The following is a 22,015-nucleotide window of genomic DNA, read 5'->3' on the forward strand; positions in this document are numbered from 1 at the left end:
TAAACAGCTTAACGCCCTAATAAGCCGTTTACGTAAAGGGATTGAAGGCAGAGTCTCCCCCTGCCTTTCTCTCTGAATTAACGGTTTATAGGTTGTACTTAGAAAGATCTGGGCGAGTTGCCATCGCATGCTCCACCATGGCGATCACCCGGGCACGCTCTTCCCCTTTGAGGTTTTGGCGAGGGGCACGCACTTGCTCACTGCCGCGGCCACACACTTGTTCTGCCAGCTTAATACACTGGACCAGCGTCGGAATCGTATCCAAACGGAGCAAAGGTAGGAACCAGCGATAAATCTCTAACGCTTCCGCGTAACGACCTTGACTCGCCAGCTTGTAGATTGCCACCGATTCCGCAGGGAAAGCGTTGGTCAAACCGGAAATCCAGCCAGTGGCACCAAGCATTAATGACTCTAGCGCAATGTCGTCAACGCCACTAAATACGGTGAAACGATCATCAAAACGATTGTACAACTCAGTAATGCGGCGCGTGTCGGTCGTTGACTCTTTTACCGCGACAATGCTTTCGCAACTCGCCAATTGCTCCATCATATCTAGGCTGACATCGACCCCGTAAGAGACTGGGTTGTTGTAAATCATGATCGGCATTTCTGGGGTCGCTTCTGCGAGCGTGCGGTAGTAGTCCACCGTCTCACTGTCTGATGTGCGATAAACCATCGCAGGCATCACCATGCAGCCATCAATACCGATTTTTTGCGCATCCTGCATATATTGCACAGAAGCTGTCGTGATTGATTCAGCGGTGCCCGCAATCAAGGGCACGCGGCCTGCAACAACCTCGTGCGCCGCCTTTAAGACCTGACGCTTCTCTTCTGGGTACAGCGCGCAGTTTTCACCCACCGTACCTAGACAGATGATACCGTTCACGCCATCGTTAATTTGATTATCAATGACGGTTTGAGTGGCATCTAAGTCGATGGTTTGATCCGCGCGAAATTGAGTGCTGACCGCTGGGTACACCCCTTTCCAATCTACTTTCATTTTTACCTTCCATTTGTATATTGTATGCAATTTTAACAGTCGCACGAATACGACTATCCGACGTTGGGACTACCCCATAAACGATTGTGTATCTTGTTGATCGAGAATGAACCTTACCGCCGCAAGATCCGCAAGTGCGCTACCGACCGATTTGTACAAGGTGATTTCAGAATCATCGGTTCTGCCGATGTGCTTGCCAGCGCACAGGTCTGTTAGCTCAGCGTTTATCGCCTCTTCTGCAAACTCGCCATTGGCAATCGGAATCAGCAACTCTCCCGCTTCGGCTAACACATTGACTCGGCTATCAACAAACACACTGGAACGTTGAATGCTTGCGCTATCGCACTCACGTTTATCTTTGTCATGGTTACCTATCAGATCGATATGCGTACCCGGCAGCAACTTTGTACCATCGAACAGTGGCTGCGCCGCTCCTGTGACACAGGTGATCGCATCGATCTCAGCAAGGTGTTCATCGACTCCTGACACCGCTTCAACATGGTAACGACTAGATTCAGCTAACGACTGATATTCACTGCCGGACAAAATCTTATCAACGGCGGCTTGAGCTTTTTGGCTGTCTCTGCCCCACACCAGCACCTTTTTTATCGGCCGAATGGCTGCGTATGCCCACGCCATGTACGGCGCAAGATTGCCAGTCCCGCAAATAAGTAACGTCTCTGCATCCTTCCTTGCCAGATAGTCAGCCGCAAGCGCTGAAGCCGCTGCGGTACGCCAGTATGTGAGTACCTTGCCATCGAGTAGCGCTAGCGGCTCCCCATGCGAGCGATCAAAAGCGAGGATCTTCGACGCTAAACTGTCTCGCCCTTGCAAGCAGTTATTGGGAAAGTAGGTGAACGCTTTTACCGTGATCAATGAGTCATTCCATGCCGGCAGCAACGCAAAGGCATCATACTCTCCCTCTTTCAGGGGCATCACACGGCGCTGAGGAATCGTCGCGTGGTGCTGATACGTTTGGCGCATCGATTCAATCAAACCTTGCATCGAAAGCGACTGGACGATTTGCTCTGCATCGAGATTAAGCATTATTGTTTCCTTGTTAAGAGGCGGAAAAGACCGCCTCGTTGACCTCAAATTAATTCAAAAGCCAAGTATTGAACTCTTCGTTCAACTCGTCGGCGTAATCTGACCACCACTCGTCATCGATAAGAAAAGCGGTCTTAAAATTGTTTGGTGCAGTTGGCAGACTCGCCAAGATCTCTTGACTGATTTGTGCCGACGACGATTTACGGGTTGGTCCATAAGCGACATATTTCGCCTGATCCGCAAGAGGCTGTGTGCCGGAAGAGAATTTAATGAACTCTAAGGCTAACTTGGTATTTGGACTGCCTTTCGGAATCGCCCAACCATTCATGTAGCCCAGTTGATGATCCCAAATGATTTTGAACGGCTGGCCTTCTTCTTGAGTCGCACTATGAATGCGACCGTTAAACGCGGATGCCATAACCACTTCTTTGTCTGCGAGCATTTGTGGTGGCTGCGCGCCAGTTGTCCACCAAACCACATGAGGTTTGATGGTATCGAGTTTGGCAAAGGCACGAGCGCGACCTTCTGGCGTCTCTAACACGTCATACACTTCTGCCGGCGCAACCCCATCAGCAATTAACGCCCACTCTAAATTCCCCTGCGGCATCTTTTGTAAAGCTCGGCGACCTGGATATTGAGTGATGTTGAACAAGTCGACTAATTTGTTCGGTGCGGCTTTGCCTGCAAATGCCTCTTCGTTGATGGTAAGAACCGTTGAAACCACAATGGTATTCACCGCACATTCATGGATAGCGCCAGGAATAAAGTCTTTATCCGCTGGCGTGCCATCATCCCCTGCGGGCAGAATGCTTGGGTCTACCGGTTCAAGTAACCCTTCCGCGCAGCCTCGGACGATATCGGGTTTATCCAACGAGACCAGATCCCAGCGAACCTTGTTGGCTTCTACTTGTGCTTTGATCTCGGCAAGACCACCGCTGAAGTCTTCTGAGATCAGCTCAACGCCTGTTTTGGCAATGAATGGCTTGTGGTAAGCCTCGACTTGGCTGTGAGTAAATGCCCCACCCCAAGAGACTACCGTTAACTTCTCTTCAGCGTTCGCAACGCTTGATGTCCCTAGCAGCATTCCAGAAATCAAAAGTGCCAATGGTGTAAATGTCTTTCTTGACATGTTTGGTGCTCCTTTTTGTTGTCTCAACAGGGCATTCCCTGAAATTTTCAGACGCCTGAATACTGCTGCTAGGCATCAAATTTGATTAACTTTTTATTAACATAATGCACTGGTATATTTTATACAATATTTAATTTTAAAAATTTTTAGCCAAAACGCGATAAACGAAATGGGGTGAGATCCAGCGCGGTTTTTTTCTGATGCCTTAATTGAGCGATGAGATCTGCTGTCACCGCCGCTTGCGTGAGGCCTAAATGTTGATGGCCAAACGCGAAAAGAATTTTGCCGTCATAGAGGCTATCAATCACAGGGAGAGAATCTGGTAACGAGGGGCGGTTTCCCATCCATTGCTCACCCATTTCGGTGCTCTCAGAGACACCCGAAAGCAACCCTTTGGCCAGCTTTTTTAACATCTTTGAGCGTTTCATATTCGGCGGCGATTGCAACGCTGCATACTCGACGGTGCCAGCTAACCTAAGCCCACCTTCCATTGGCGTCATAATAAATTTCCGATCGGCAGAGCTAACCGGAAACGGCAAACCGCCAGTTAATGTCGGTAACATAAGGTGATAACCTCGCTCTGCTTGGAGAGGGATTTTTTTACCTGTCATGCGTTTTACCAGCTTCGCAGACTCCGCGCCGGTGGCAACGATAACCCGATCAAATGGCTGCATCTGATTATCACTGACCACTGACAGCGTATCCCCCGCATGCACATCATCGACATGATGATGCACAAACCGACCACCGAGATTTTCGAACGCCATTTTTAGCTCAAGGCATATTTTATAAGGGTTTAGGGTATGCCCCGTGTCTGGAAAAAACACACCATGCTTTACCCGATGGGACAAGTTGGGTACCTGTTGTCGAATCGCTTTCGTCCCCCACAGTTGGTACTCCACCCCCTGTTCATCAAACCCTTTCAATGTTGCGCCATAGGCTTTGAACAAAGCATCACTTTCGAACGTCAGTAGTGAGCCTTGCATCTCAATCAAATGGCGAAGACCGACCGATTCAAGCAAGGAAAACCAACTCGACATGGCGTGTTCGTTGAGCTTGGTGAGTGCCTGCGTGGCATGTTGTGTTGGTGCTTTTCTCGCTTTTAGTAAGAAGCGCACCATCCAACCTAAGGTTTGCGGTAAGTCTTGGAAACGAATCGACACTGGGCTCGACGGTGACAACAACATCTTCGGTAATTGAGGAACCAAAGCGGGAGTCGCCAACGGAAAAATCTGCTCGGTAGCAAAGTGCCCTGCGTTACCTTTCGAGCACCCTTCCCCCGCACCAGATTTATCAAATATCGTCACCTTATCGCCATGTAATTGAAGTTTTAGAGCGCAGCATAACCCGATAATACCGCCACCAATCACGGCCACATTTTGACCAGAAGTTGATTGTTCACTAACCATTTATTTCTGCTCCTTATCACGTTTCCAAAACAAAATTGTATAAAATATACTTAACATCACGATAACATCCAACCCCAACAGTTCAACCAATTTCCTATTCAAGGAGCGAAAAATGAGACAAGGGACCTTCTTCTGTATCGATGCGCATACCTGTGGAAACCCAGTTCGATTAGTTGCTGGAGGCGTACCGCCATTGCGTGGTGAAACCATGAGTGAAAAGCGCCAGTTCTTTCTTGAGCACTACGATTGGATCCGTCAGGCGTTGATGTTTGAGCCCCGTGGCCACGCCATGATGTCAGGATCTGTGGTTCTCCCTCCCTGCAGCGACAATGCCGATGCTTCGATCCTGTTTATTGAAACCAGTGGGTGTTTGCCGATGTGTGGCCATGGAACCATAGGCACCGTCACATCAGCGTTGGAACACAAACTGATTCGCCCGAGAGAAGAAGGCCGCTTGATTTTGGACGTTCCGGCAGGGCAAATTGAAGTGCACTACCAGCGTCGAGGCGAGAAGATCACCTCAGTGAAGATCTTTAATGTGCCTGCTTACCTTGCCCATCAAGATGTCACCGTTGATGTAGAAGGGCTTGGGAAAATCACCATCGATGTATCCTATGGCGGCAACTACTACGTCATTGTCGATCCTCAAGAGAACTATCACGGATTAGAACACTACTCGTCAGATGAAATTTTAATGCTCAGCCCGAAAGTACGTGATGCTGTCTCCAAAGCGGTGGAATGCGTCCACCCCAATGATCCGACGGTGTGTGGTGTCTCCCATGTACTTTGGACGGGCACGCCAACCAAACCAGAATCAACGGCCAGAAATGCCGTCTTTTATGGTGAAAAAGCGCTCGATCGCTCGCCTTGTGGGACCGGAACCAGCGCACGCATGGCTCAGTGGCACGCGAAAGGAAAACTCAAGCAAGGTGAAGACTTCGTCCACGAAAGCATTATTGGCAGCCTCTTCACAGGTCGAATCGAAGGAATCACAGAAGTGGACGGTCGAGCCGCGATTCTGCCGAGCATCGAGGGCTGGGCACAAGTCACCGGACACAACACAATTTGGGTCGATGATGAAGACCCGTACGCATTTGGTTTTGAATTAAAATAGCTCTAAGGATCTGATATGCATACCTTTCATGCCCTAAACCCTGCCACCGAGCGACCACTGTCTGGCGAATTTCCAGAGCATGGCGCGAAAGAGGTGGATCTTGCAGCCATGGCCGCAAGCGAAGTGGCAAAAGCCTTTCGCCAAACCACCCCAGCACAGAGAAGTTCACTCTTACACGCCATCGCCGACGCTTTGGAAGGCGCTCGTGACGCCATTGTCGCCAGAGCCGAATTAGAATCTGCCCTGCCCGACGCCAGACTTAATGGTGAGCTAAGCCGCACAACCGCGCAGTTGCGTTTATTTGCCGACGTCGCTGTAGGTGGCTTATGGCAAGAAGCGATTTTTGATAGCGCCAATCCTGATCGTCAACCATTACCCAAGCCTGACATTCGTCGCCACAACATCGCATTGGGGCCTGTGGCCGTGTTTGGCGCGTCAAACTTTCCTCTCGCTTTTTCGACAGCTGGGGGAGATACCGCCTCTGCTCTTGCGGCGGGGTGCCCTGTGATCGTCAAAGGCCATCCGGCTCACCCGGGAACCAGCGAAATTGTTGCCCAATGTATTGCCAAAGCGCTTGAGCAAGAACAGCTCCCGCAGGCGATCTTTACGCTGCTTCAGGGGACCAGCCATGAATTGGGGCAAGCTGTGGTTACTCATCCGAGTATCAAAGCGGTTGGCTTTACTGGCTCTATCCATGGTGGGCGTGCGCTGTTTGACCTTGCCCAGCAACGCCCAGAACCTATTCCTTTCTTCGGTGAACTCGGCGCGTCTAACCCCGTTTTCATTTTGCCTCAACGTATGGACAACCAAGCAGAGTCATTGGCGGAAGAGTACCTCATGTCAATGAATATGGGCTGCGGCCAGTTTTGTACCAAACCCGCAGTTGTCTTTATTACCCAAAGCGACGCCAGTGAACGATTCCTAGAGGCAATGCGCGAGGGCATTAAGGCTCAAACAGGGCAAACCATGCTCACATCCGGGATTAAGTCTAACTATTTGACCCAAAGTCAACGGCGCGCTCAGCAATCTGGGTTAACGCAGACTCAGTCTTCTCCAGAATCTGGCGTACCCTCGATCTTGTTTGAAACCACCAGCGAGATTTGGCGCACGAATCCGCAGTGGCAAGAAGAGATCTTTGGCCCTCAATCGATCGTCGTCGTGTGCAAAGAGAGCGAAGAGATGATCAGTTTGAGTCAAAGCCTTGCAGGAAGTTTGACCGCAACGATTCACGCAGACGCTGACGATTATCCGCTCGCCAAGCGCCTGCTACCTGAGCTAGAAGAAGTCGCGGGGCGCATTGTCTTTAACGGTTGGCCAACAGGTGTAGAAGTCAGCTACGCGATGGTACACGGAGGCCCTTATCCAGCCTCAACCATGCCCGCCAGCACCTCGGTTGGGGCTGAAGCGATTAAACGCTGGTTACGCCCGGTCGCCTATCAATCCGTGCCGGACGCGCTTCTGCCATGCAGCTTACAGCAAGACAACCCACTCAATGTTCGTTGCAGTGTGGACGGCAAATAAACTTTGTACAAAGCCAGCACAGATCGGCTGGCTTTGAAAATATAATTATCAATAACTTAAGACATCTTGCTTCTCAATTTGTAACACTGCACTATCACATTGATTAGGTGAATAGATTGTTTTATTCACGCAGCACAAATTAGGAGCAACGATGTTTCCATCACCCCAAAAGCGTTTGATCAAATCCATCGCTCTAGAGGTTGCACCTCGACTGGCGGTCAAGTTTGGTAATAAAGCCTTTTATGATCCAGGTGAAATCGACTGGGTACTCTCCCAATTAGGTAAAGAGCTAGACAGCAAGTATTGTCGCTGTGCATACGCCATGATCACCCAGCAAAGTTTTTATGATTGGCTGGATCTCGAGAGCGAATTTGGCGAACAAGCGGAGTTTCTAAGAGAAGTCAGCATGGCGCTGTTTAAGCAAGATGCCCTACCCAATTTTGAAGCCTACCTTGAGTACGCCAAGATCCACGCGGTGAATTCGAGTCACCCAACCAATACCTCACTCGACAATGCAGGCGTGATCGATTTTGGCTCAGACTCTTCAGGCGATGGTGGTATTTTTTAGCTTGTCTGTATTCCACACAAATCAATTACGTGACGTGTCATCATCCCAAACCGCTTTGCGTTCGTTGCACCCAACAGGGATGAAAAAGCCAACCTCGGGCGAGGTTGGCACTCTTACCAAATTAGGGGGTCGGTAAGATTAAGACAGTGCGAGCACACCATGAATATCCATTTAAATCACTTCCCATAACCACACATCAAACTTTCCCAATCAAGCCGCATTGAGAGCGTTCAAAGAGTGTCACCGAAATCAATCAAAGATGCTCATCTGCACAGTGACCAGCTTCGGGTAATACAAGACGTTCGGCGTTGCGAAGTCAGAAAGATCTTAACCCGTTGTCGCGCCTTCAAGGTTACAAAACACTGCGGGTTTGTAAGTGATGACTTACAAAATCGTTCCTTTGTAACCCAGAATTTAGACCCAGTTCGATTGAGAATCTCGGTCGAAAATAGCATCATATTGAAAACTCGCAGCAGGGACGTAAGGTGATGGAAAACAAGCAGATACTCGTCGTTGACGACAACTTGGATCTTAGAGAAGCATTGTCTGATTATCTGGGTCGCGCTGGGTTCGAAGTCATTGGTGCGGGCAATGGACGCGAGATGTGGCAACAACTCAAAAAGCATACTCCAGATCTGATCATTCTCGATATTATGATGCCGGGTGACGACGGATTTACCTTGTGCCAGAAGCTGCGCCGAGATTCCCAAATCCCGATCATTATGCTCACCGCCGTCACCGAAGAGGCAGACCGCGTCGCTGGACTAGAAATGGGCGCCGATGATTACATCACCAAATCGTTTAGCCCAAGAGAACTGCTGGCAAGAATCAAAACCATCTTACGCCGTAGCCAACTTAATCCTCAAACTCAGTTAGCCAGAAAAGTCCGCTTTGATGACTGGTCCCTCGATACCGTGACTCGTCAACTCACCCATCTTGAAGACCATCAAGTCAAACAACTGAGTGGCGCCGATCTCTCCTTGCTCGGCTTATTCGTCAACAACGCTAAATCAATCCTATCCCGTGATGACATCGCCCGTGAAATTTGGGGCAGAGATGCCGACCCCTTTGAGCGCGGTATTGACGTCCAGATCAGCCGCCTTCGCCACCACTTGGAAGACAAAGATCGTTCCTTGATATTAACCGTGCGCAACAAAGGCTACATGCTGACAACGGACGTTCATTATGAGAATTAAAACCTGGACTCGTTCACTGGTATTTCGCACCAGTATTTTCCTGCTATTAGTGATCATTCTTGCTCAACTTCTGTCGGGCATGATTTGGTATCAACACGCCAACGAACGGGATAAACAAGGCTTAACCAATACGGTGAAAAGTTTGGCACTCAGTGCTTCATCCACCATCTCCTTTTTCCAAACCTTGCCCTCTGAATACCGACACCTTGTGCTCAATCAACTACGCAATATGGGCGGCACGCGTTTTTTTGTCTCACTCAATAATCACCATATCGAAACCCCGCCTTTGCCCGACAGCGAACGCAAAACCTTGGTTCTAAACGAAGTCAAACAGGTACTTTCATCCGAGCTGCAAGACATCCCCAACATCTCGGTGGAATTTACCCAACGCGACAATTTAAGAGTGTTTAATAACGAACTGCCGATTGATGAACTGCCGTTACTTTGGGCGCACTACTCACTCTCGTTTGGTGCGCTTAATCCTCCAATATTGGTGATGCAGGTCGAAGTCGATGAAAACGAATGGTTCTACCTTGCTGCGGTATTACCTGCCCCGTACGTTAATCTTGAGACCCATTACTTTGATATTCGTGAGTGGATCACCTTACTCTTGTCTGCGCTACTGCTGCTGATTTGTACATGGTTTGTCGTTCGTAAAGAGATTCAACCTATTCGCGAACTCGCCAAAGCCGCTACCTTAATGTCGAGCAGGCTCGATATTCCTCAGGTCGAAGAGCGCGGCAGCAACGAGCTCAAAGCCGCCATCCGAGCCTTCAACAAAATGAATCGGCGTATCGATAGCCACATTAAGGATCGCGAAATGCTGTTTGGCGCGATCTCCCATGACTTAAAAACGCCCATTGCTTGCCTAAAACTGCGCGCAGAAATGCTCGATAATGACACTGACAGAGAACGCTTTACCCGACTCGCGAATGACCTCGACTTGATGGTCAAAGGGGCTTTGCAATGCATCAAAGAGACGGACATCCACGAAGAGATTGAACCCATAGACTTCAATCAGTTAATTGAGCACATCGCCACCACAGTGACGCCGGAAACCGAGCGCATTCAAATTCAAGGTTCTATCGGGTCTGAGGTGGCCGGAAAACCCCTAGCGATTAAACGCTGTATTCAAAATCTCGTCGATAATGCGTTGAAATATGGCGATAAAGTCAATATTCAGCTTTTCGATAGTGCCGATGCCGTGAACATTGTCATTGATGATCATGGTGAAGGCGTCGATGAGGCGATCCTCGATAAACTGTGCCAACCCTATTACCGAGCCAATAAAACACAAGAAGGCTCTGGGTTAGGGCTGACTATTTCCCAAAGCATTGCGAAAGCGCACGGTGGCTCTCTTGCTCTTAGCCACTCTTCATTTGGCGGGTTGCGCGCCACGCTATCTTTCCCAAGAGACTCACTATGAACAAATTGGCGATTTATCTTTCGACCCTGTCACTGACCGCCGTTGGGCTCACCGCCCCTCGCGCAGCAGAGGTTGAATTCCTTCATTGGTGGACATCCAAAGGTGAACAACACGCGATGGACGTGTTGACCCAACATTTAGAAAAACACGATATTCAACTGGCACCGAAGCCCGTCTTGGGCGGTGGCGGTGACAATGCGATGACGGTATTACAAGCACGAGCGCTGGCAGGAAATCCACCCAGTTTTGCACAAATTGAGGGCCCAAGCATTCGAGCATGGGATGCAATTGGCATACTCCATGACATGAACGCTGTCGCTAAAGCCCATCAATGGGATGCCACCCTCTACCCCCTTTCCCAACAGATCAATCAATCTGCCAATGGTTATGTTGCCCTGCCGTTAACTCTGCATCGACTCAATTGGTTGTGGGTGAACCACCAACTATTGTCTGAGCTCAACCAACCGGTGCCGACCACTTGGCAAGCGATGTTCGCAGTGATGGAACAAGCCAAAGCCCAAGGCATCAACCCACTCGCTGTCGGCGAGCAGCCTTGGCAAATTGCCCAGTTATTTGAAAATCTGGTGATTGCCACGGGCGGGGTGGATTTCTATACCCGAGCAATGGTCGACCTCGATCCTGACAGCATCAATAGTGACACCTTACGCGCCGCATTAGCCCAATTCCGTCGCCTAAGTTTGCTGATTGATAACACCTTGCCCAACACAAGATGGGACACCGCGACGAAAGCACTCGCAAGCAACCAAGCCTTGTTCCAACTCGGAGGCGATTGGATTCTTGGAGACCTGGTTGCGAAAGGCGTAGAGGTGCCGAATCAGATAGGCTGCTACCCCGCCCCCGAAAGTGACGACGTTTTTCTTTATAACATGGACAGCTTGATCTTTATGGTGAGCAAATCGTTCACTAAAGACCAAGCCAACCATGTGGCCAATGTTTTGGCAGACCCAGAATTTCAGGCGCAATTTAACCTACGCAAAGGCTCCATCCCGGTACGAACCGACATTGCACTCACCGACTTTAACCCCTGTCAAATCAAAGCCTATCAAGCCTTTAAAAAGGGAGTGGCACAAAACAAAGCGGTGCCAAGCATGATCGACTCCATGGCCGTCAACCCTGTCGCCCAACAAGCCATCAACTCGGAGATATTTCGCTTCTACCGCAACAAGTCACTCACCGATGAGAGGCTGATTAAACGCATTATTGCCATCGCTGAAAGTCACTAACTCACATAAGTAAGATGAACAATTGACCTACCCCCCAAAAACGGGGCGAGTTAAAAGCGGAAAGTCGCAATCCCAATCACCAATGGTATATTGAATACAATTTATTGTGATTTAGATATACCGGAGACTGGGATGTCGCAAAAACCCGTTTTTAAAACTCGAACGCAGTTGGTTGAAGAAGCCATTCGCAGCAAAATTCTCAAAGGTGAGTTAAAAACTGGCCAGCCTCTGCGCCAAGATGCCTTAGCCAAAGAATTCAATGTCAGCCGAATTCCCGTTCGTGAAGCCTTAATGCAGCTTGAAGCGCAAGGGCTCGTCAGCTTCGAAGCCCATAAAGGGGCGACCGTGACTGAGCTTTCGCCAGACAAGATCGACGAGCTGTTTGAGCTAAGAGCCGTTGTCGAATGCCACATCCTTGAGCGCGCGATTCAAAACATGACCGATGAGGATCTGGCGCGTGCCAATGAGATTCGCGCTAAGTTCGATGATTTGGTCAATCGCGGCGATGAAGTTGAAGAATGGAGCAATTACAACTACGAGCTACATAAAGCCCTCTATGCTCCTGCCAACATGCCTGAAACCATGGATGTCATTTACAACTTGAACACCAAATGCGACCGCTATATTCGTATGCAACTGCTGTTTACCGAGGGCACCGCTAAAGCTGATAAAGAGCACAAAGCGCTCCTTGAGATGTGTCAAAATCGTGATATTGAAGGGGCAAAATACATGCTGAAAAAACACATCCTCGAAGCAGGCGCGGCCATTCGTGACCTGCTGCTAGAGCGTCAAAGCTAAGCGCCATAAGACAACTCCAACATGAAGAAGTGAGTACCCACTATGCACATTGGTCCAGAGTTTTTGCTTGCAGCCATTCGGCAAAAGATTCGTGATGAAGGGCTTTGCTACAGCGCACTTTCCGATAAAACCGGCGTGCCGCTGTCAACAATCAAGCGGCACTTACACAACCCTGCATTGGGTCTCGACAAAATACTGATGTACACCACGCACCTCAACACCAACTTGGTGGAGTTGTCGACTCTCGCCATTCAAATCCAAAGAGACAACGAGCAATTTTTGTCCGATGAACAAAACGCGCTATTTGTCGAATACCCTTACCTGTTGGATTTCATCTACTTAGTGACCTCCTGCAATCGGTCTCCAAAAGAGATCGCGCAAGAGTACCAACTGTCGGATACCAGCTTACGCTTTTACCTCAGCATTGCTGAGATCCTCGGCTACATGGAGAACCACGGAGATAAAATCTTCTACCGTTCGGGTCGCCGCTTTATTATGGAAGAAGGCACAGAGCTCGATACGTTGTTTAAACGACGATTCGAACAGATTTCTATGGCAGACGATACCGTCTCTCAAGTGTGTCAGGCTCGGGTTCGCCTCACCGCCGAACAGAGGCTAAAACTTGAGCAAGAGATCGATCAGAAGATCAGTGAAATGCACGCCGCCAACTGCGCAAATGAGACGGGCGAGTTGACTAACGTGATGCTGCGCAGTATTCCCGGTCAACAGATATTTTTTGCCGACACGCTACCGGAAATTACCGGAGAATTACTCAAAGAAGTCTCCGCTCGATTTCGCCGCCAATAATCTGATCACACTTAAATGAGCAAAAAGAGTTTTTGCTCATTTTTTATTCAGATTCACTTTCTAAGACCAGCAGTCTCTGTTTCTGCCACCTTGTTACAAAGATGTTAACTAATGTTTGTTGCATGGTTTTATACAATATACATTCCTCTTATCCCCTTAGTTATTTGTGCCAGTCGTTCATGCCGTTTGAACGCACTATCACCCCACTCAATACCACCTAAGGGGCCACTCCGATAAGGACATAACGAGGAAGCTATGAAAGCTAAAAAACTACTCGCACTGAGTGCGATCGCAACCGCTCTAATAACAGGAAGTGCCCTAGCCAAACCTTATCCTGCTGGAACGCAGCTCGCGGACAAGCAGGAGATCACTCTAAACAATGGCGCAGAAGTGACCTCCATCGATCCGGCGAAACAGGCGGCGGAGCCTGCATTTAATCTTGGCCGTGACCTGTTCGAAGGGCTGACCGTTCAAGATAAGCAAGGCAAAACCATTCCAGGCATCGCTGAGAGTTGGTACGCCAATGAAAACAACACCGTATACACCTTTAAGCTGCGTGAATCTCGATGGTCAAACGGAGATCCACTCACTGCTCATGACTTCGTCTACAGTTGGCAACGCCTAATTGATCCAGAAACCGCCTCTCCCTACGCTTGGTTTGCCGCCATTCCGGGGATTAAAAATTCCAACAAAATCATGAAAGGTGAAACCGCCGCCGATACATTGGGCGTTAAAGCCGTGGATGATTACACCTTTGAAGTAACGCTAGAAAAGCCCGTGCCTTTCTTCATCAAACTTCTTAGCCATCCAGTACTTGCTCCAGTTCCTCGACAAGCGATTGAGAAGCATGGCAGTGCATGGACACAACCAGAGAATATTGTCACCAATGGCGCGTTTACCGTTTCACAGTGGAAGGTGAATGAGAAAATGGTCATGGTGAAAAACGACCAATATTGGGATGCCGACAACGTTGTCCTCGATAAGATCACGTGGTTACCGATTGGTGATGCCAATGTGGCTTTAAATCGCTATCTGGCCGGAGAAATCGACCAAGCGTTGGCGATTCCTGCTGCTCAAAAATCCAAACTACTGAAAAAGTTTCCTGAGCAAGTGGCCGATACCAGCGCATCACTCGGTTCGACCTTCTACTATCTGAATACAGAGAAAGGACCAACTCAGGATCTTCGTGTTCGTCAGGCACTTTCGTACGCCATCGATCGCAACATCATCACCAAAGCGATCGTCAAAAACGGTGGCATTCCTATGTTCACGCTGGTTCCACCACAAACCGATGGCTTTAAGTCGCATACCCCCGAGTTTGCCAATTGGACTCAAGCCGAGCGTAATGCCAAAGCGAAAGCACTGATTAAAGAAGCGGGCTTTAGTGACAGTAATCCACTCAAGCTAACCTTCACCATCCCGACCTTCTCTAAAGATGTGAAGATGGCCACCGCGATGGCAGGCATGTGGAAAAGCGTACTGGGCGTGCAGGTCGAGATCATTCAGCTTGAGCCTAAAGTCTTCTACGCTCTGAAAGATCCAGGCCACATTAGCCGTGGTGGATGGACAGCCGACTACAACGAGGCGTCCACTTGGCTCGACATCTTCGTCTCGACAGGTGAGTACAACGACTCCAACTACAACAACCCAGAGTATGACCGCTTAATGGCCGAATCTAAAAGCCTGAGCGATCCATCCGCAGAGTACATTGCCGCTGAAAAGCTCTTGATTGAAGACATGGCGATCATCCCGATGTACCGCAGTGGGAACGATCAGTATTTAATCAAAGAGTATGTCGGTGGCTACGAGCGTACTAACCCAGAATCCTCTTACTACCGCAAGAATGTTTACGTGAAGGCCCACTAATCGGGACTGTTTGCCCGAGCCTACATCTTCATCTTTGTCCCTGTAGGTTTCGGGCTTTTTTCAAGGAAAGGATACGTCATGTTGCTGTATATTCTTCGCCGCTTGTTGATTGCCATCCCCACTCTGCTCTTTATCGCTTTGGTCTCTTTTTGGTTGATGCACATCGCGCCCGGTGGCCCATTCGATATGGAAAGACCGATGCCCGACGTGGTACGGGCAAATATTGAAGCCAAGTTCCACCTCAATGAGCCGTTTATTGTTCAGTTTTTCATTTACATCGGTAACTTTGTTCGCGGCGACTTAGGGCCAAGCTTCGTTTATCAAGATTTCACCGTAACCCAATTGGTGGCTCAATCATGGCCCGTATCGGCGGTACTCGGTGTGATTTCGTTTTGTATTTCTGTCCCGCTGGGCATGGTGCTCGGTACGATTGCCGCACTCAATCGCAACGGAAAGTTGGACTATGTACTTATGTCACTTTCTATGACTGGCGTGGTGATTCCAGCCTTTGTACTGGCGCCAGTGCTAGTGACAATATTCTCGATTCACTTAGGGCTGTTGCCAGCAGGTGGTTGGGAGGGCGGCGAAGTGTCGTTTCTCATTCTTCCTGTCTTGAGCTTGGCGATTGGCTCTGTGGCCAGCATTGCTAGGGTTATGCGTGGCGCCATGATTGAGACACTCAACCAGCCCTATATTCGCACGGCAAAGGCAAAAGGGTTATCGACCCCTTATATTTTGTTTCACCATGCGCTACGTCCGTCACTGATCCCCATTATTGCAATGCTTGGCCCGAGTTTTGTCGCCGTGATCACTGGCTCAGTCATCATCGATATTTTCTTCAGTACAGGTGGTATGGGCCAGCACTTTGTCTCTGGCGCACTCAACCGAGATTATGGGTTAGTGATGGGCATTACCCTGATTGTCGCCGCCTTGACCATCTTTTTTAATCTCGTGGTGGATATTCTCTACACCGTTATTGACCCGCGCATTCGTATATAGGAGGTGACGAATGTTAACCAAACGCATAAATGCCAAGGAGCTGGCGGATCAAATGAGCTCTAATATCGAAGCCGTCGAAGGGCGCAGTTTATGGCAAGACGCTTGGACTCGATTTCGTCAAAACCGAGCGGCCATGACCTCCGTCTACGTGCTGTTTTTTATCGTATTGTGCATTACCTTTGGCCCGCATTTGGCCGCATTTGGCCATGATGAAATTGATTGGAATGTGGTGGTCGACCCGTACGAGCTGGGCAAACCCTCCATCAGTTCTGGTCACTACTTTGGGACCGACGACCTTGGCCAAGATCTCTTTGCCCGCACCATGCAAGGCGGGCGCCTTTCCATCATGGTTGGCTTTATGGGTGCCCTTGTCGCCGTGCTGATTGGTACTGCATGGGGCGCACTTTCAGGCTATATGGGCGGCTTGGTCGACAGTGCCATGATGCGCATTATTGAAGTTCTCGACTCCGTCCCATTTATGTTCTTAGTCATTCTGTTTGTGACCTTGTTTGGCAACAACATCTATTTGATCTTTGTTGTGATTGGCATGGTCTCGTGGCTCGGTATCGCCAGAGTGGTTCGCGGTGTGACCTTCAGTATTAAAAAACGCGAGTTTATTGAAGCGGCGCACTCGATTGGCGTGTCTCGATTTACCATTGTTCGTCGTCATGTGCTGCCTAACGTGTTGGGCATCGTGATGGTCTACTCCTCGTTGATGGTGCCCGGATTTATCATGTTCGAATCCTTCTTAAGTTTTCTTGGCTTAGGGGTTCAGCCACCGGATACCAGTTGGGGAATCCTTATCTCCGAAGGGTCAAAAACCATTGATGTCGCTTTGTGGCAATTGCTGTTCCCTTCGCTGTTTCTGGTCGCCACCTTGTTCTGCTTTAACTTTATTGGTGACGGTCTGCGTGATGCACTTGATCCAAAAGATCGCTAAGGAGCCATGATGAGTATTTTATCTATTGAGAACATGAACGTTCGATTCAAAACCCCCGATGGCATGGTTCAAGCCGTCAGCGATCTGTCTTATTCGATCAATAAAGGGGAAACCCTAGGTATTGTTGGCGAGTCGGGTTCTGGTAAAAGCCAATCGGTGTTTGCTCTTATGGGGTTAACCGCGGACAACGGCATCGTCACTGGCCAAGCCAATTTCCACGGTGACAATTTACTCAGCATGAGTAAAAAACAACTCAATCATATTCGGGCAGAGCGAATCGGCATGATTTTCCAGGATCCGATGACCTCGCTCAATCCGTTTATGAAAATTGGCAAACAGCTTGCGGAAGTGTTGATGATCCATAAAGGCATGAGTCGCCACGATGCACAAACAGAAGCCATTGCCATGTTAGATGCCGTGCGCATTCCCTCTGCCGCGACGCGCATGGGCCAATACCCGCACGAGATGTCCGGAGGCATGAGGCAACGGGTCATGATCGCCATGGCTTTACTGTGTAAACCGGAGCTGCTGATCGCCGATGAGCCCACCACGGCGCTCGACGTGACGGTACAAGCGCAAATCTTGGCTTTACTACGCGAGCTGCAAACGGAGTTCAACACCGCGATTTTGCTCATCACTCACGACATGGGCGTGGTTGCAGAAATGTGCGATCGCGTGCTCGTGATGTATGGCGGTAGGAAGATGGAAGAATCCGATACCGAGTCTATCTTTGACACGCCCGCTCATCCATATACCCAAGGCTTACTCAAAGCGATTCCATCCATCACTGAAGATATGGATCGCTTGCCGACCATCCCTGGCAACCCGCCTAGCGCACTGCTCCACAACAAAGGCTGTCCTTTTAAAGAACGCTGTAGCCAGTATCAAACGCAATGCAGCTCAGTGATGCCAGCCTTTAAATCCATCACCGCGTCTCAAGGCTTGGCTTGTCATGTCAATCCTAGCAATGTCGTCACGCCTATTGTTCGTAGTGCGTAGGAGATAATCATGGAAAACAAAGAAATATTACTCTCAGCACGTGACTTACAAGTCCACTTTCAATTGAATAAACATATCTTGCCCAGCAAACGTAAGGTTGTGAAAGCCGTTGATGGCATTGATCTCGACGTCTATCGAGGTGAAACCTTAGGCATTGTGGGTGAGTCTGGTTGCGGAAAATCGACACTCGCCCGAGCGCTGCTCAGATTGATTGAACCCACGGGAGGCGAGCTGTACTGGAAGGGCGAAAATATGCTCGGCTTAGGCAAACAAGAACTGGCGCTGCGCCGTCGAGAGTTCCAAATGGTCTTCCAAGATCCCTCAGCTTGCCTCAACCCGAGGCTGACCATTTCTGAGTGCATTGCTGAGCCGTTACTCACTCACGAGCCGCATCTGAGTCGCAAGGAGATCGAATCTCGCGTCATCGCCATGATGGACAAAGTCGGTTTACTCGCGAGCCAACGAAACCGCTATCCCCATGAATTCTCGGGCGGACAATGCCAACGCGTAGGCATTGCTCGTGCCTTGATTCTCAAACCTGACTTGGTGGTGTGTGATGAACCCGTGAGTGCATTGGATGTCTCTATTCAGGCGCAAGTGATCAATTTGCTAGATGCCCTTAAACAAGAGATGGGACTAACCTTGGTAATGATCGCCCATGACCTAAGTGTTGTGCGTCATATCAGTGACCGCGTCATGGTAATGTACTTAGGCAAACCCATGGAAATCGGTCGTTATGACAACGTATTCGATAACGCCCAGCACCCTTATACGCAAGCGCTCCTCTCGGCGGTGCCCATCGCCCATCCAACATTGGCTCGCAATCGAAATATTCAACTTCTACCGGGGGATCTGCCCTCGCCGATCAACCCGCCCAGTGGCTGCGTATTTCGAACTCGCTGCCCAAGTGCCACTGAGCAATGCGGCGAGCAAAATCCCACCCGAAGTGGTCACGCAGACCACCATATTTTCTGTACACATACCCTGCTAGGAAATCAGCCACTATGACCATAACCTCAGTTTCCGAGCGCTTAACGGCGCTTCGCGATGGCATGAAAGCCCATCAATTGGACGCTTATATCGTCACCAATAACGACCCTCACTCCAGTGAATATTCCGCGGACTATTGGCTCGCTCGCCAGTGGATTTCTGGATTCACTGGCTCTGCGGGTGATGTGGTTGTCACGGCAAACGGCGGCGGTTTATGGACCGATGGCCGCTACTACATACAAGCGGCCGAGCAGCTAGAAGGTTCAGGACTCGACCTATTCAAAGCGCGTCTACCAGAGACCCCCACCATTGCCCAGTGGTTAGCCCAAACGCTACCGGAACATGCCGTAGTCGGTGTCGATGGACGCAGCATCAGCCAGCTGTTTTACACTCAACTCACCCAAGCCTTTGCCAAGAAGTCGATCCAGTTGGTCGTTGAGCACGATCTTATTAGCCCGATCTGGGATGATAGACCAAGTCGCCCCAAGGCACGTTTGTTTGCTCATCCGCTTGACGTTGCTGGCCAAACGACCAGCGAGAAGATAGCTCACTTGCGTCGCTATTTGACAGAGCAAGACGCCAACGCACTGCTGGTATCAACCCTTGATGATGTCATGTGGACACTTAACATTCGCGGCGCAGACACCTCATACTGCCCAATTTCAGAGAGCTATTTGCTCATTGAACAGACCAGCAGTCGTCTATTTATTGATAGCGACAAGCTAAGCCCTGAGGTCGTTGCCGCGCTCACTCAGCATAGAATCCATTTGCATGATTACGACCATCTGAGTACAGCGCTGAATTTGCTCTCCGCCGGGAGCACTCTGCTATACAGTGCCAAGTATTGCGATAGCTTGACCGTGCGCCAACTCAAACCCGAGCTCACTCTAATCGACACGCCTTGCCCCGTGACCGACATGAAAGCGCAGAAGAATCCTACAGAGCTAGAAAGCATGGAAGAGGCGCTACGCAAAGATGGCGTCGCCATGGTGAAGTTCATGAAATGGCTCGATGAGCAAGTGCCAAGCGGCCAAGTCACCGAACTCAACGCCGAGCAAGCGTTAATGGGGTACAGGAAACAGATAGACGACTATGTTGGCGAGAGTTTTCGCACCATTGCTGGCTTTGCCGAGCACGGCGCCAAAATGCACTATGCTGCCGACAGTGAGAGCAGCTATTCCATAGACGAGTCGAGTTTCTTGTTGGTCGATTCTGGCGGCCAGTACCTCGGCGGAACCACAGACATCACCCGAACATTTCACTTTGGCTCACCTAGCCGCCGGGAAAAGCACGACTATACCTTGGTTCTTAAAGCAGTGATCCGCTTAACGCAGACTCGATTTTTACAAGGCTCAACAGGCGCGAACCTCGATATCATGGCTCGCGGCGTACTCTGGCAACACGGCATTGATTACAAATGTGGAACTGGCCACGGTGTCGGCATGTGCTTAAACGTGCACGAAGGTCCGCAAAACTTCTCGCAAAATCCCGCAGAGGTCCCTTTAAAACCCGGCATGGTCATCACCAACGAACCCGGCGTTTATCGTCAAGGTGAGCACGGCGTTCGCATAGAAAACATCATGAAGGTGATTGAGGTTGAACAGAACGAATTTGGCAGCTTCTATGGATTCGAGACCATAACCCTCGCCCCAATCGCGACAAACATGATTGATAAATCCATGCTCGATAGCAGCGAAATCGCTTGGCTCAATCAATACCATCAACTCTGCTGGCAACAGCTTAGCGTTGACCTGAAGGAGGATGAGAAACGCTGGCTTAAACAGGCCACACTCGCCATCTAACAGTACCGGACCAAATGCCCATTGTGTATTTGGTCCGTTTAAACGTATGCAAACTCGTATCCTAATGATAACCACTCTTATAACTGAGACAGAATCTAATAATCAGAATCAATCTCAAACTTCTTGCTATCCGGTGAGATTTTAATCGCGCTCTATTTTATAAATACCCATCAAAACATTCCTAAAAATAACAGTAAAAGTAAGTCAACCGACCGAGCTAAATGGTGATTTCACTGTTTGTGCTTGTTGGTAAACGCCTATCAAATAAGGATAATTTCATGAAACATTTCGCGTTGGCATTTGCAACCACACTGACACTCGCAGGCTGTTCAAGTAACGATATCAATGATGCCGTCAGCGATGGCGTCAATGGCGCAATCAACGGAGTCTTGGGCTCTGTCAGCAGCAGCAACGGTACCGTCGTCAAAAACGGTAAGAGCTACAGTGTCGAGAAAGAGAGCATGTACACCACACAAGCAACACGCTTGAAGAAAAACTACGGCAACATTGAGCTCACGAGAACCGAAAAGAACCCAAAATCAAAAACAGAGCTTGTCTTAGAGAGCTGTGTTCATCCGCGTATCGGCTCTATCGGCTGTGAGGGCTATATCTTTGAAGTGACAAAAGAGGGCTGGCTGGTCGAAAAACCGATCACATTTAATACCAATTACAACAAAGATATCTCTATTGCTTCAGGTACGTACTATTTCAAGATGAAGTCAAAAGGAACGGGTGACAGCTACTACGTGGCGAACGAAATAACCATTCAGCCGTTTGTGACCAACTATGTTGCGTTAACAGTAGAGTAAACAAAGAAGAGAAAAATCATGGCCGATTGACTGACAGAATAGTCAATCGGCCATTGAGCTAAACACTCAAACGGATTCCAAGTTCCATAAAATCTTGGGGCATCCTTGCCCACAAAGAGAAGTTACCAACGGTAAATTACATTTTGAACAATAATCGCGCTACCTGAATCAAATCCACATTTCTCCAGCTATCTCGCTCCTATTGGAACATCAACTGTTTTCATGTCTCAGCAATTCTCGGTGAGGCAAAGTATCAACGCGGATAATAGTATCAATAAATCCCCCCTTACACTGTAAGGCCATGTAAGCGAGAGACATTTATAAAGTTGAATTTTGTAAGGGACGTAAGCG

The 22,015-nt window shown here is 49.3% G+C and carries 19 protein-coding genes; 15 read left to right on the plus strand and 4 right to left on the minus strand.

What is annotated here, in order from left to right; translation table 11 throughout:
- Positions 1-85: 85 nt before the first annotated feature.
- The 4 genes from ACUALS_RS20510 to ACUALS_RS20525 all read right to left on the minus strand — a co-directional run bounded on the left by ACUALS_RS20510 (position 86) and on the right by ACUALS_RS20525 (position 4,585).
- Positions 86-1,000 (minus strand): dihydrodipicolinate synthase family protein, encoded by a 915-nt coding sequence (locus ACUALS_RS20510; RefSeq protein WP_038212442.1) that lies wholly within the window; start codon positions 998-1,000, stop codon positions 86-88.
- A gap of 69 nt (positions 1,001-1,069) precedes the next feature.
- The gene (locus tag ACUALS_RS20515) at positions 1,070-2,047 is read right to left on the minus strand and encodes an ornithine cyclodeaminase family protein (protein ID WP_454449571.1); all 978 of its coding nucleotides are present in this window, start codon (positions 2,045-2,047) and stop codon (positions 1,070-1,072) included.
- 49 nt (positions 2,048-2,096) lie between these two features.
- On the minus strand, positions 2,097-3,176 hold the full coding sequence (locus tag ACUALS_RS20520; protein ID WP_038187537.1) for a polyamine ABC transporter substrate-binding protein: 1,080 nt from the start codon (positions 3,174-3,176) through the stop codon (positions 2,097-2,099).
- 146 nt (positions 3,177-3,322) lie between these two features.
- Entirely contained in the window at positions 3,323-4,585 is a 1,263-nt protein-coding gene (locus ACUALS_RS20525; RefSeq protein WP_454449572.1) for an NAD(P)/FAD-dependent oxidoreductase, read from the minus strand.
- A gap of 112 nt (positions 4,586-4,697) precedes the next feature.
- On the opposite strand from ACUALS_RS20525, the gene ACUALS_RS20530 reads away from it, so the two are divergent.
- The 15 genes from ACUALS_RS20530 to ACUALS_RS20600 all read left to right on the plus strand — a co-directional run bounded on the left by ACUALS_RS20530 (position 4,698) and on the right by ACUALS_RS20600 (position 21,664).
- The gene (locus ACUALS_RS20530) at positions 4,698-5,699 is read left to right on the plus strand and encodes a 4-hydroxyproline epimerase (protein ID WP_454449573.1); all 1,002 of its coding nucleotides are present in this window, start codon (positions 4,698-4,700) and stop codon (positions 5,697-5,699) included.
- A gap of 15 nt (positions 5,700-5,714) precedes the next feature.
- Positions 5,715-7,220 carry an aldehyde dehydrogenase (NADP(+)) gene (locus ACUALS_RS20535; RefSeq protein WP_038135958.1) on the plus strand — a complete coding sequence of 502 codons (1,506 nt, stop codon included), beginning with the start codon at positions 5,715-5,717 and terminating at the stop codon, positions 7,218-7,220.
- Positions 7,221-7,371: 151 nt separating this feature from the next.
- Complete coding sequence (locus ACUALS_RS20540; RefSeq protein WP_454449574.1) at positions 7,372-7,788, plus strand: hypothetical protein; 417 nt, start codon at positions 7,372-7,374, stop codon at positions 7,786-7,788.
- Positions 7,789-8,276: 488 nt separating this feature from the next.
- Positions 8,277-8,984 (plus strand): response regulator transcription factor, encoded by a 708-nt coding sequence (locus ACUALS_RS20545; RefSeq protein WP_038212432.1) that lies wholly within the window; start codon positions 8,277-8,279, stop codon positions 8,982-8,984.
- Positions 8,974-10,410, plus strand: a complete 1,437-nt coding sequence (locus ACUALS_RS20550) for an ATP-binding protein (RefSeq protein WP_038135951.1) — start codon at positions 8,974-8,976, stop codon at positions 10,408-10,410. Before ACUALS_RS20545 ends, ACUALS_RS20550 begins: the two co-directional genes overlap by 11 nt.
- Positions 10,407-11,654: an ABC transporter substrate-binding protein gene (locus ACUALS_RS20555; protein ID WP_454449575.1), complete on the plus strand. Its 1,248-nt coding sequence runs from the start codon at positions 10,407-10,409 to the stop codon at positions 11,652-11,654. The genes ACUALS_RS20550 and ACUALS_RS20555 overlap by 4 nt, the downstream gene beginning before the upstream one ends.
- 132 nt (positions 11,655-11,786) lie before the next feature.
- Entirely contained in the window at positions 11,787-12,452 is a 666-nt protein-coding gene (locus tag ACUALS_RS20560; RefSeq protein WP_005469739.1) for a GntR family transcriptional regulator, read from the plus strand.
- A 42-nt stretch (positions 12,453-12,494) separates the two neighbouring features.
- Positions 12,495-13,259: a hypothetical protein gene (locus ACUALS_RS20565; RefSeq protein ID WP_005469695.1), complete on the plus strand. Its 765-nt coding sequence runs from the start codon at positions 12,495-12,497 to the stop codon at positions 13,257-13,259.
- A gap of 255 nt (positions 13,260-13,514) precedes the next feature.
- Positions 13,515-15,125: a peptide ABC transporter substrate-binding protein gene (locus ACUALS_RS20570; RefSeq protein WP_334474311.1), complete on the plus strand. Its 1,611-nt coding sequence runs from the start codon at positions 13,515-13,517 to the stop codon at positions 15,123-15,125.
- A gap of 78 nt (positions 15,126-15,203) precedes the next feature.
- Complete coding sequence (oppB, locus tag ACUALS_RS20575; protein ID WP_038212425.1) at positions 15,204-16,124, plus strand: oligopeptide ABC transporter permease OppB; 921 nt, start codon at positions 15,204-15,206, stop codon at positions 16,122-16,124.
- A gap of 10 nt (positions 16,125-16,134) precedes the next feature.
- Positions 16,135-17,064: an ABC transporter permease subunit gene (locus tag ACUALS_RS20580; protein WP_039623751.1), complete on the plus strand. Its 930-nt coding sequence runs from the start codon at positions 16,135-16,137 to the stop codon at positions 17,062-17,064.
- 9 nt (positions 17,065-17,073) lie between these two features.
- Positions 17,074-18,063, plus strand: a complete 990-nt coding sequence (locus ACUALS_RS20585) for an ABC transporter ATP-binding protein (RefSeq protein ID WP_454450016.1) — start codon at positions 17,074-17,076, stop codon at positions 18,061-18,063.
- Positions 18,064-18,072: 9 nt separating this feature from the next.
- Positions 18,073-19,071, plus strand: a complete 999-nt coding sequence (locus ACUALS_RS20590; protein ID WP_454449576.1) for an ABC transporter ATP-binding protein — start codon at positions 18,073-18,075, stop codon at positions 19,069-19,071.
- Complete coding sequence (locus tag ACUALS_RS20595; protein ID WP_454449577.1) at positions 19,068-20,855, plus strand: aminopeptidase P family protein; 1,788 nt, start codon at positions 19,068-19,070, stop codon at positions 20,853-20,855. Before ACUALS_RS20590 ends, ACUALS_RS20595 begins: the two co-directional genes overlap by 4 nt.
- Before the next feature lie 278 nt (positions 20,856-21,133).
- Positions 21,134-21,664, plus strand: coding sequence for a hypothetical protein (locus ACUALS_RS20600; protein ID WP_454449578.1), 531 nt, complete (start codon positions 21,134-21,136; stop codon positions 21,662-21,664).
- The last annotated feature ends 351 nt before the right edge of the window (positions 21,665-22,015 follow it).

The sequence above is a fragment of the Vibrio sp. NH-7 genome (assembly GCF_053643215.1).

What these genes read in the sequence shown, in the direction of transcription:
- ACUALS_RS20510 (WP_038212442.1), bottom strand. Translation starts at nt 1,000, where the DNA reads ATGAAAGTAGATTGGAAAGGGGTGTACCCAGCGGTCAGCACTCAATTT.
- ACUALS_RS20515 (WP_454449571.1), bottom strand. Translation starts at nt 2,047, where the DNA reads ATGCTTAATCTCGATGCAGAGCAAATCGTCCAGTCGCTTTCGATGCAA.
- ACUALS_RS20520 (WP_038187537.1), bottom strand. Translation starts at nt 3,176, where the DNA reads ATGTCAAGAAAGACATTTACACCATTGGCACTTTTGATTTCTGGAATG.
- ACUALS_RS20525 (WP_454449572.1), bottom strand. Translation starts at nt 4,585, where the DNA reads ATGGTTAGTGAACAATCAACTTCTGGTCAAAATGTGGCCGTGATTGGT.
- ACUALS_RS20530 (WP_454449573.1), top strand. Translation starts at nt 4,698, where the DNA reads ATGAGACAAGGGACCTTCTTCTGTATCGATGCGCATACCTGTGGAAAC.
- ACUALS_RS20535 (WP_038135958.1), top strand. Translation starts at nt 5,715, where the DNA reads ATGCATACCTTTCATGCCCTAAACCCTGCCACCGAGCGACCACTGTCT.
- ACUALS_RS20540 (WP_454449574.1), top strand. Translation starts at nt 7,372, where the DNA reads ATGTTTCCATCACCCCAAAAGCGTTTGATCAAATCCATCGCTCTAGAG.
- ACUALS_RS20545 (WP_038212432.1), top strand. Translation starts at nt 8,277, where the DNA reads ATGGAAAACAAGCAGATACTCGTCGTTGACGACAACTTGGATCTTAGA.
- ACUALS_RS20550 (WP_038135951.1), top strand. Translation starts at nt 8,974, where the DNA reads ATGAGAATTAAAACCTGGACTCGTTCACTGGTATTTCGCACCAGTATT.
- ACUALS_RS20555 (WP_454449575.1), top strand. Translation starts at nt 10,407, where the DNA reads ATGAACAAATTGGCGATTTATCTTTCGACCCTGTCACTGACCGCCGTT.
- ACUALS_RS20560 (WP_005469739.1), top strand. Translation starts at nt 11,787, where the DNA reads ATGTCGCAAAAACCCGTTTTTAAAACTCGAACGCAGTTGGTTGAAGAA.
- ACUALS_RS20565 (WP_005469695.1), top strand. Translation starts at nt 12,495, where the DNA reads ATGCACATTGGTCCAGAGTTTTTGCTTGCAGCCATTCGGCAAAAGATT.
- ACUALS_RS20570 (WP_334474311.1), top strand. Translation starts at nt 13,515, where the DNA reads ATGAAAGCTAAAAAACTACTCGCACTGAGTGCGATCGCAACCGCTCTA.
- oppB (WP_038212425.1), top strand. Translation starts at nt 15,204, where the DNA reads ATGTTGCTGTATATTCTTCGCCGCTTGTTGATTGCCATCCCCACTCTG.
- ACUALS_RS20580 (WP_039623751.1), top strand. Translation starts at nt 16,135, where the DNA reads ATGTTAACCAAACGCATAAATGCCAAGGAGCTGGCGGATCAAATGAGC.
- ACUALS_RS20585 (WP_454450016.1), top strand. Translation starts at nt 17,074, where the DNA reads ATGAGTATTTTATCTATTGAGAACATGAACGTTCGATTCAAAACCCCC.
- ACUALS_RS20590 (WP_454449576.1), top strand. Translation starts at nt 18,073, where the DNA reads ATGGAAAACAAAGAAATATTACTCTCAGCACGTGACTTACAAGTCCAC.
- ACUALS_RS20595 (WP_454449577.1), top strand. Translation starts at nt 19,068, where the DNA reads ATGACCATAACCTCAGTTTCCGAGCGCTTAACGGCGCTTCGCGATGGC.
- ACUALS_RS20600 (WP_454449578.1), top strand. Translation starts at nt 21,134, where the DNA reads ATGAAACATTTCGCGTTGGCATTTGCAACCACACTGACACTCGCAGGC.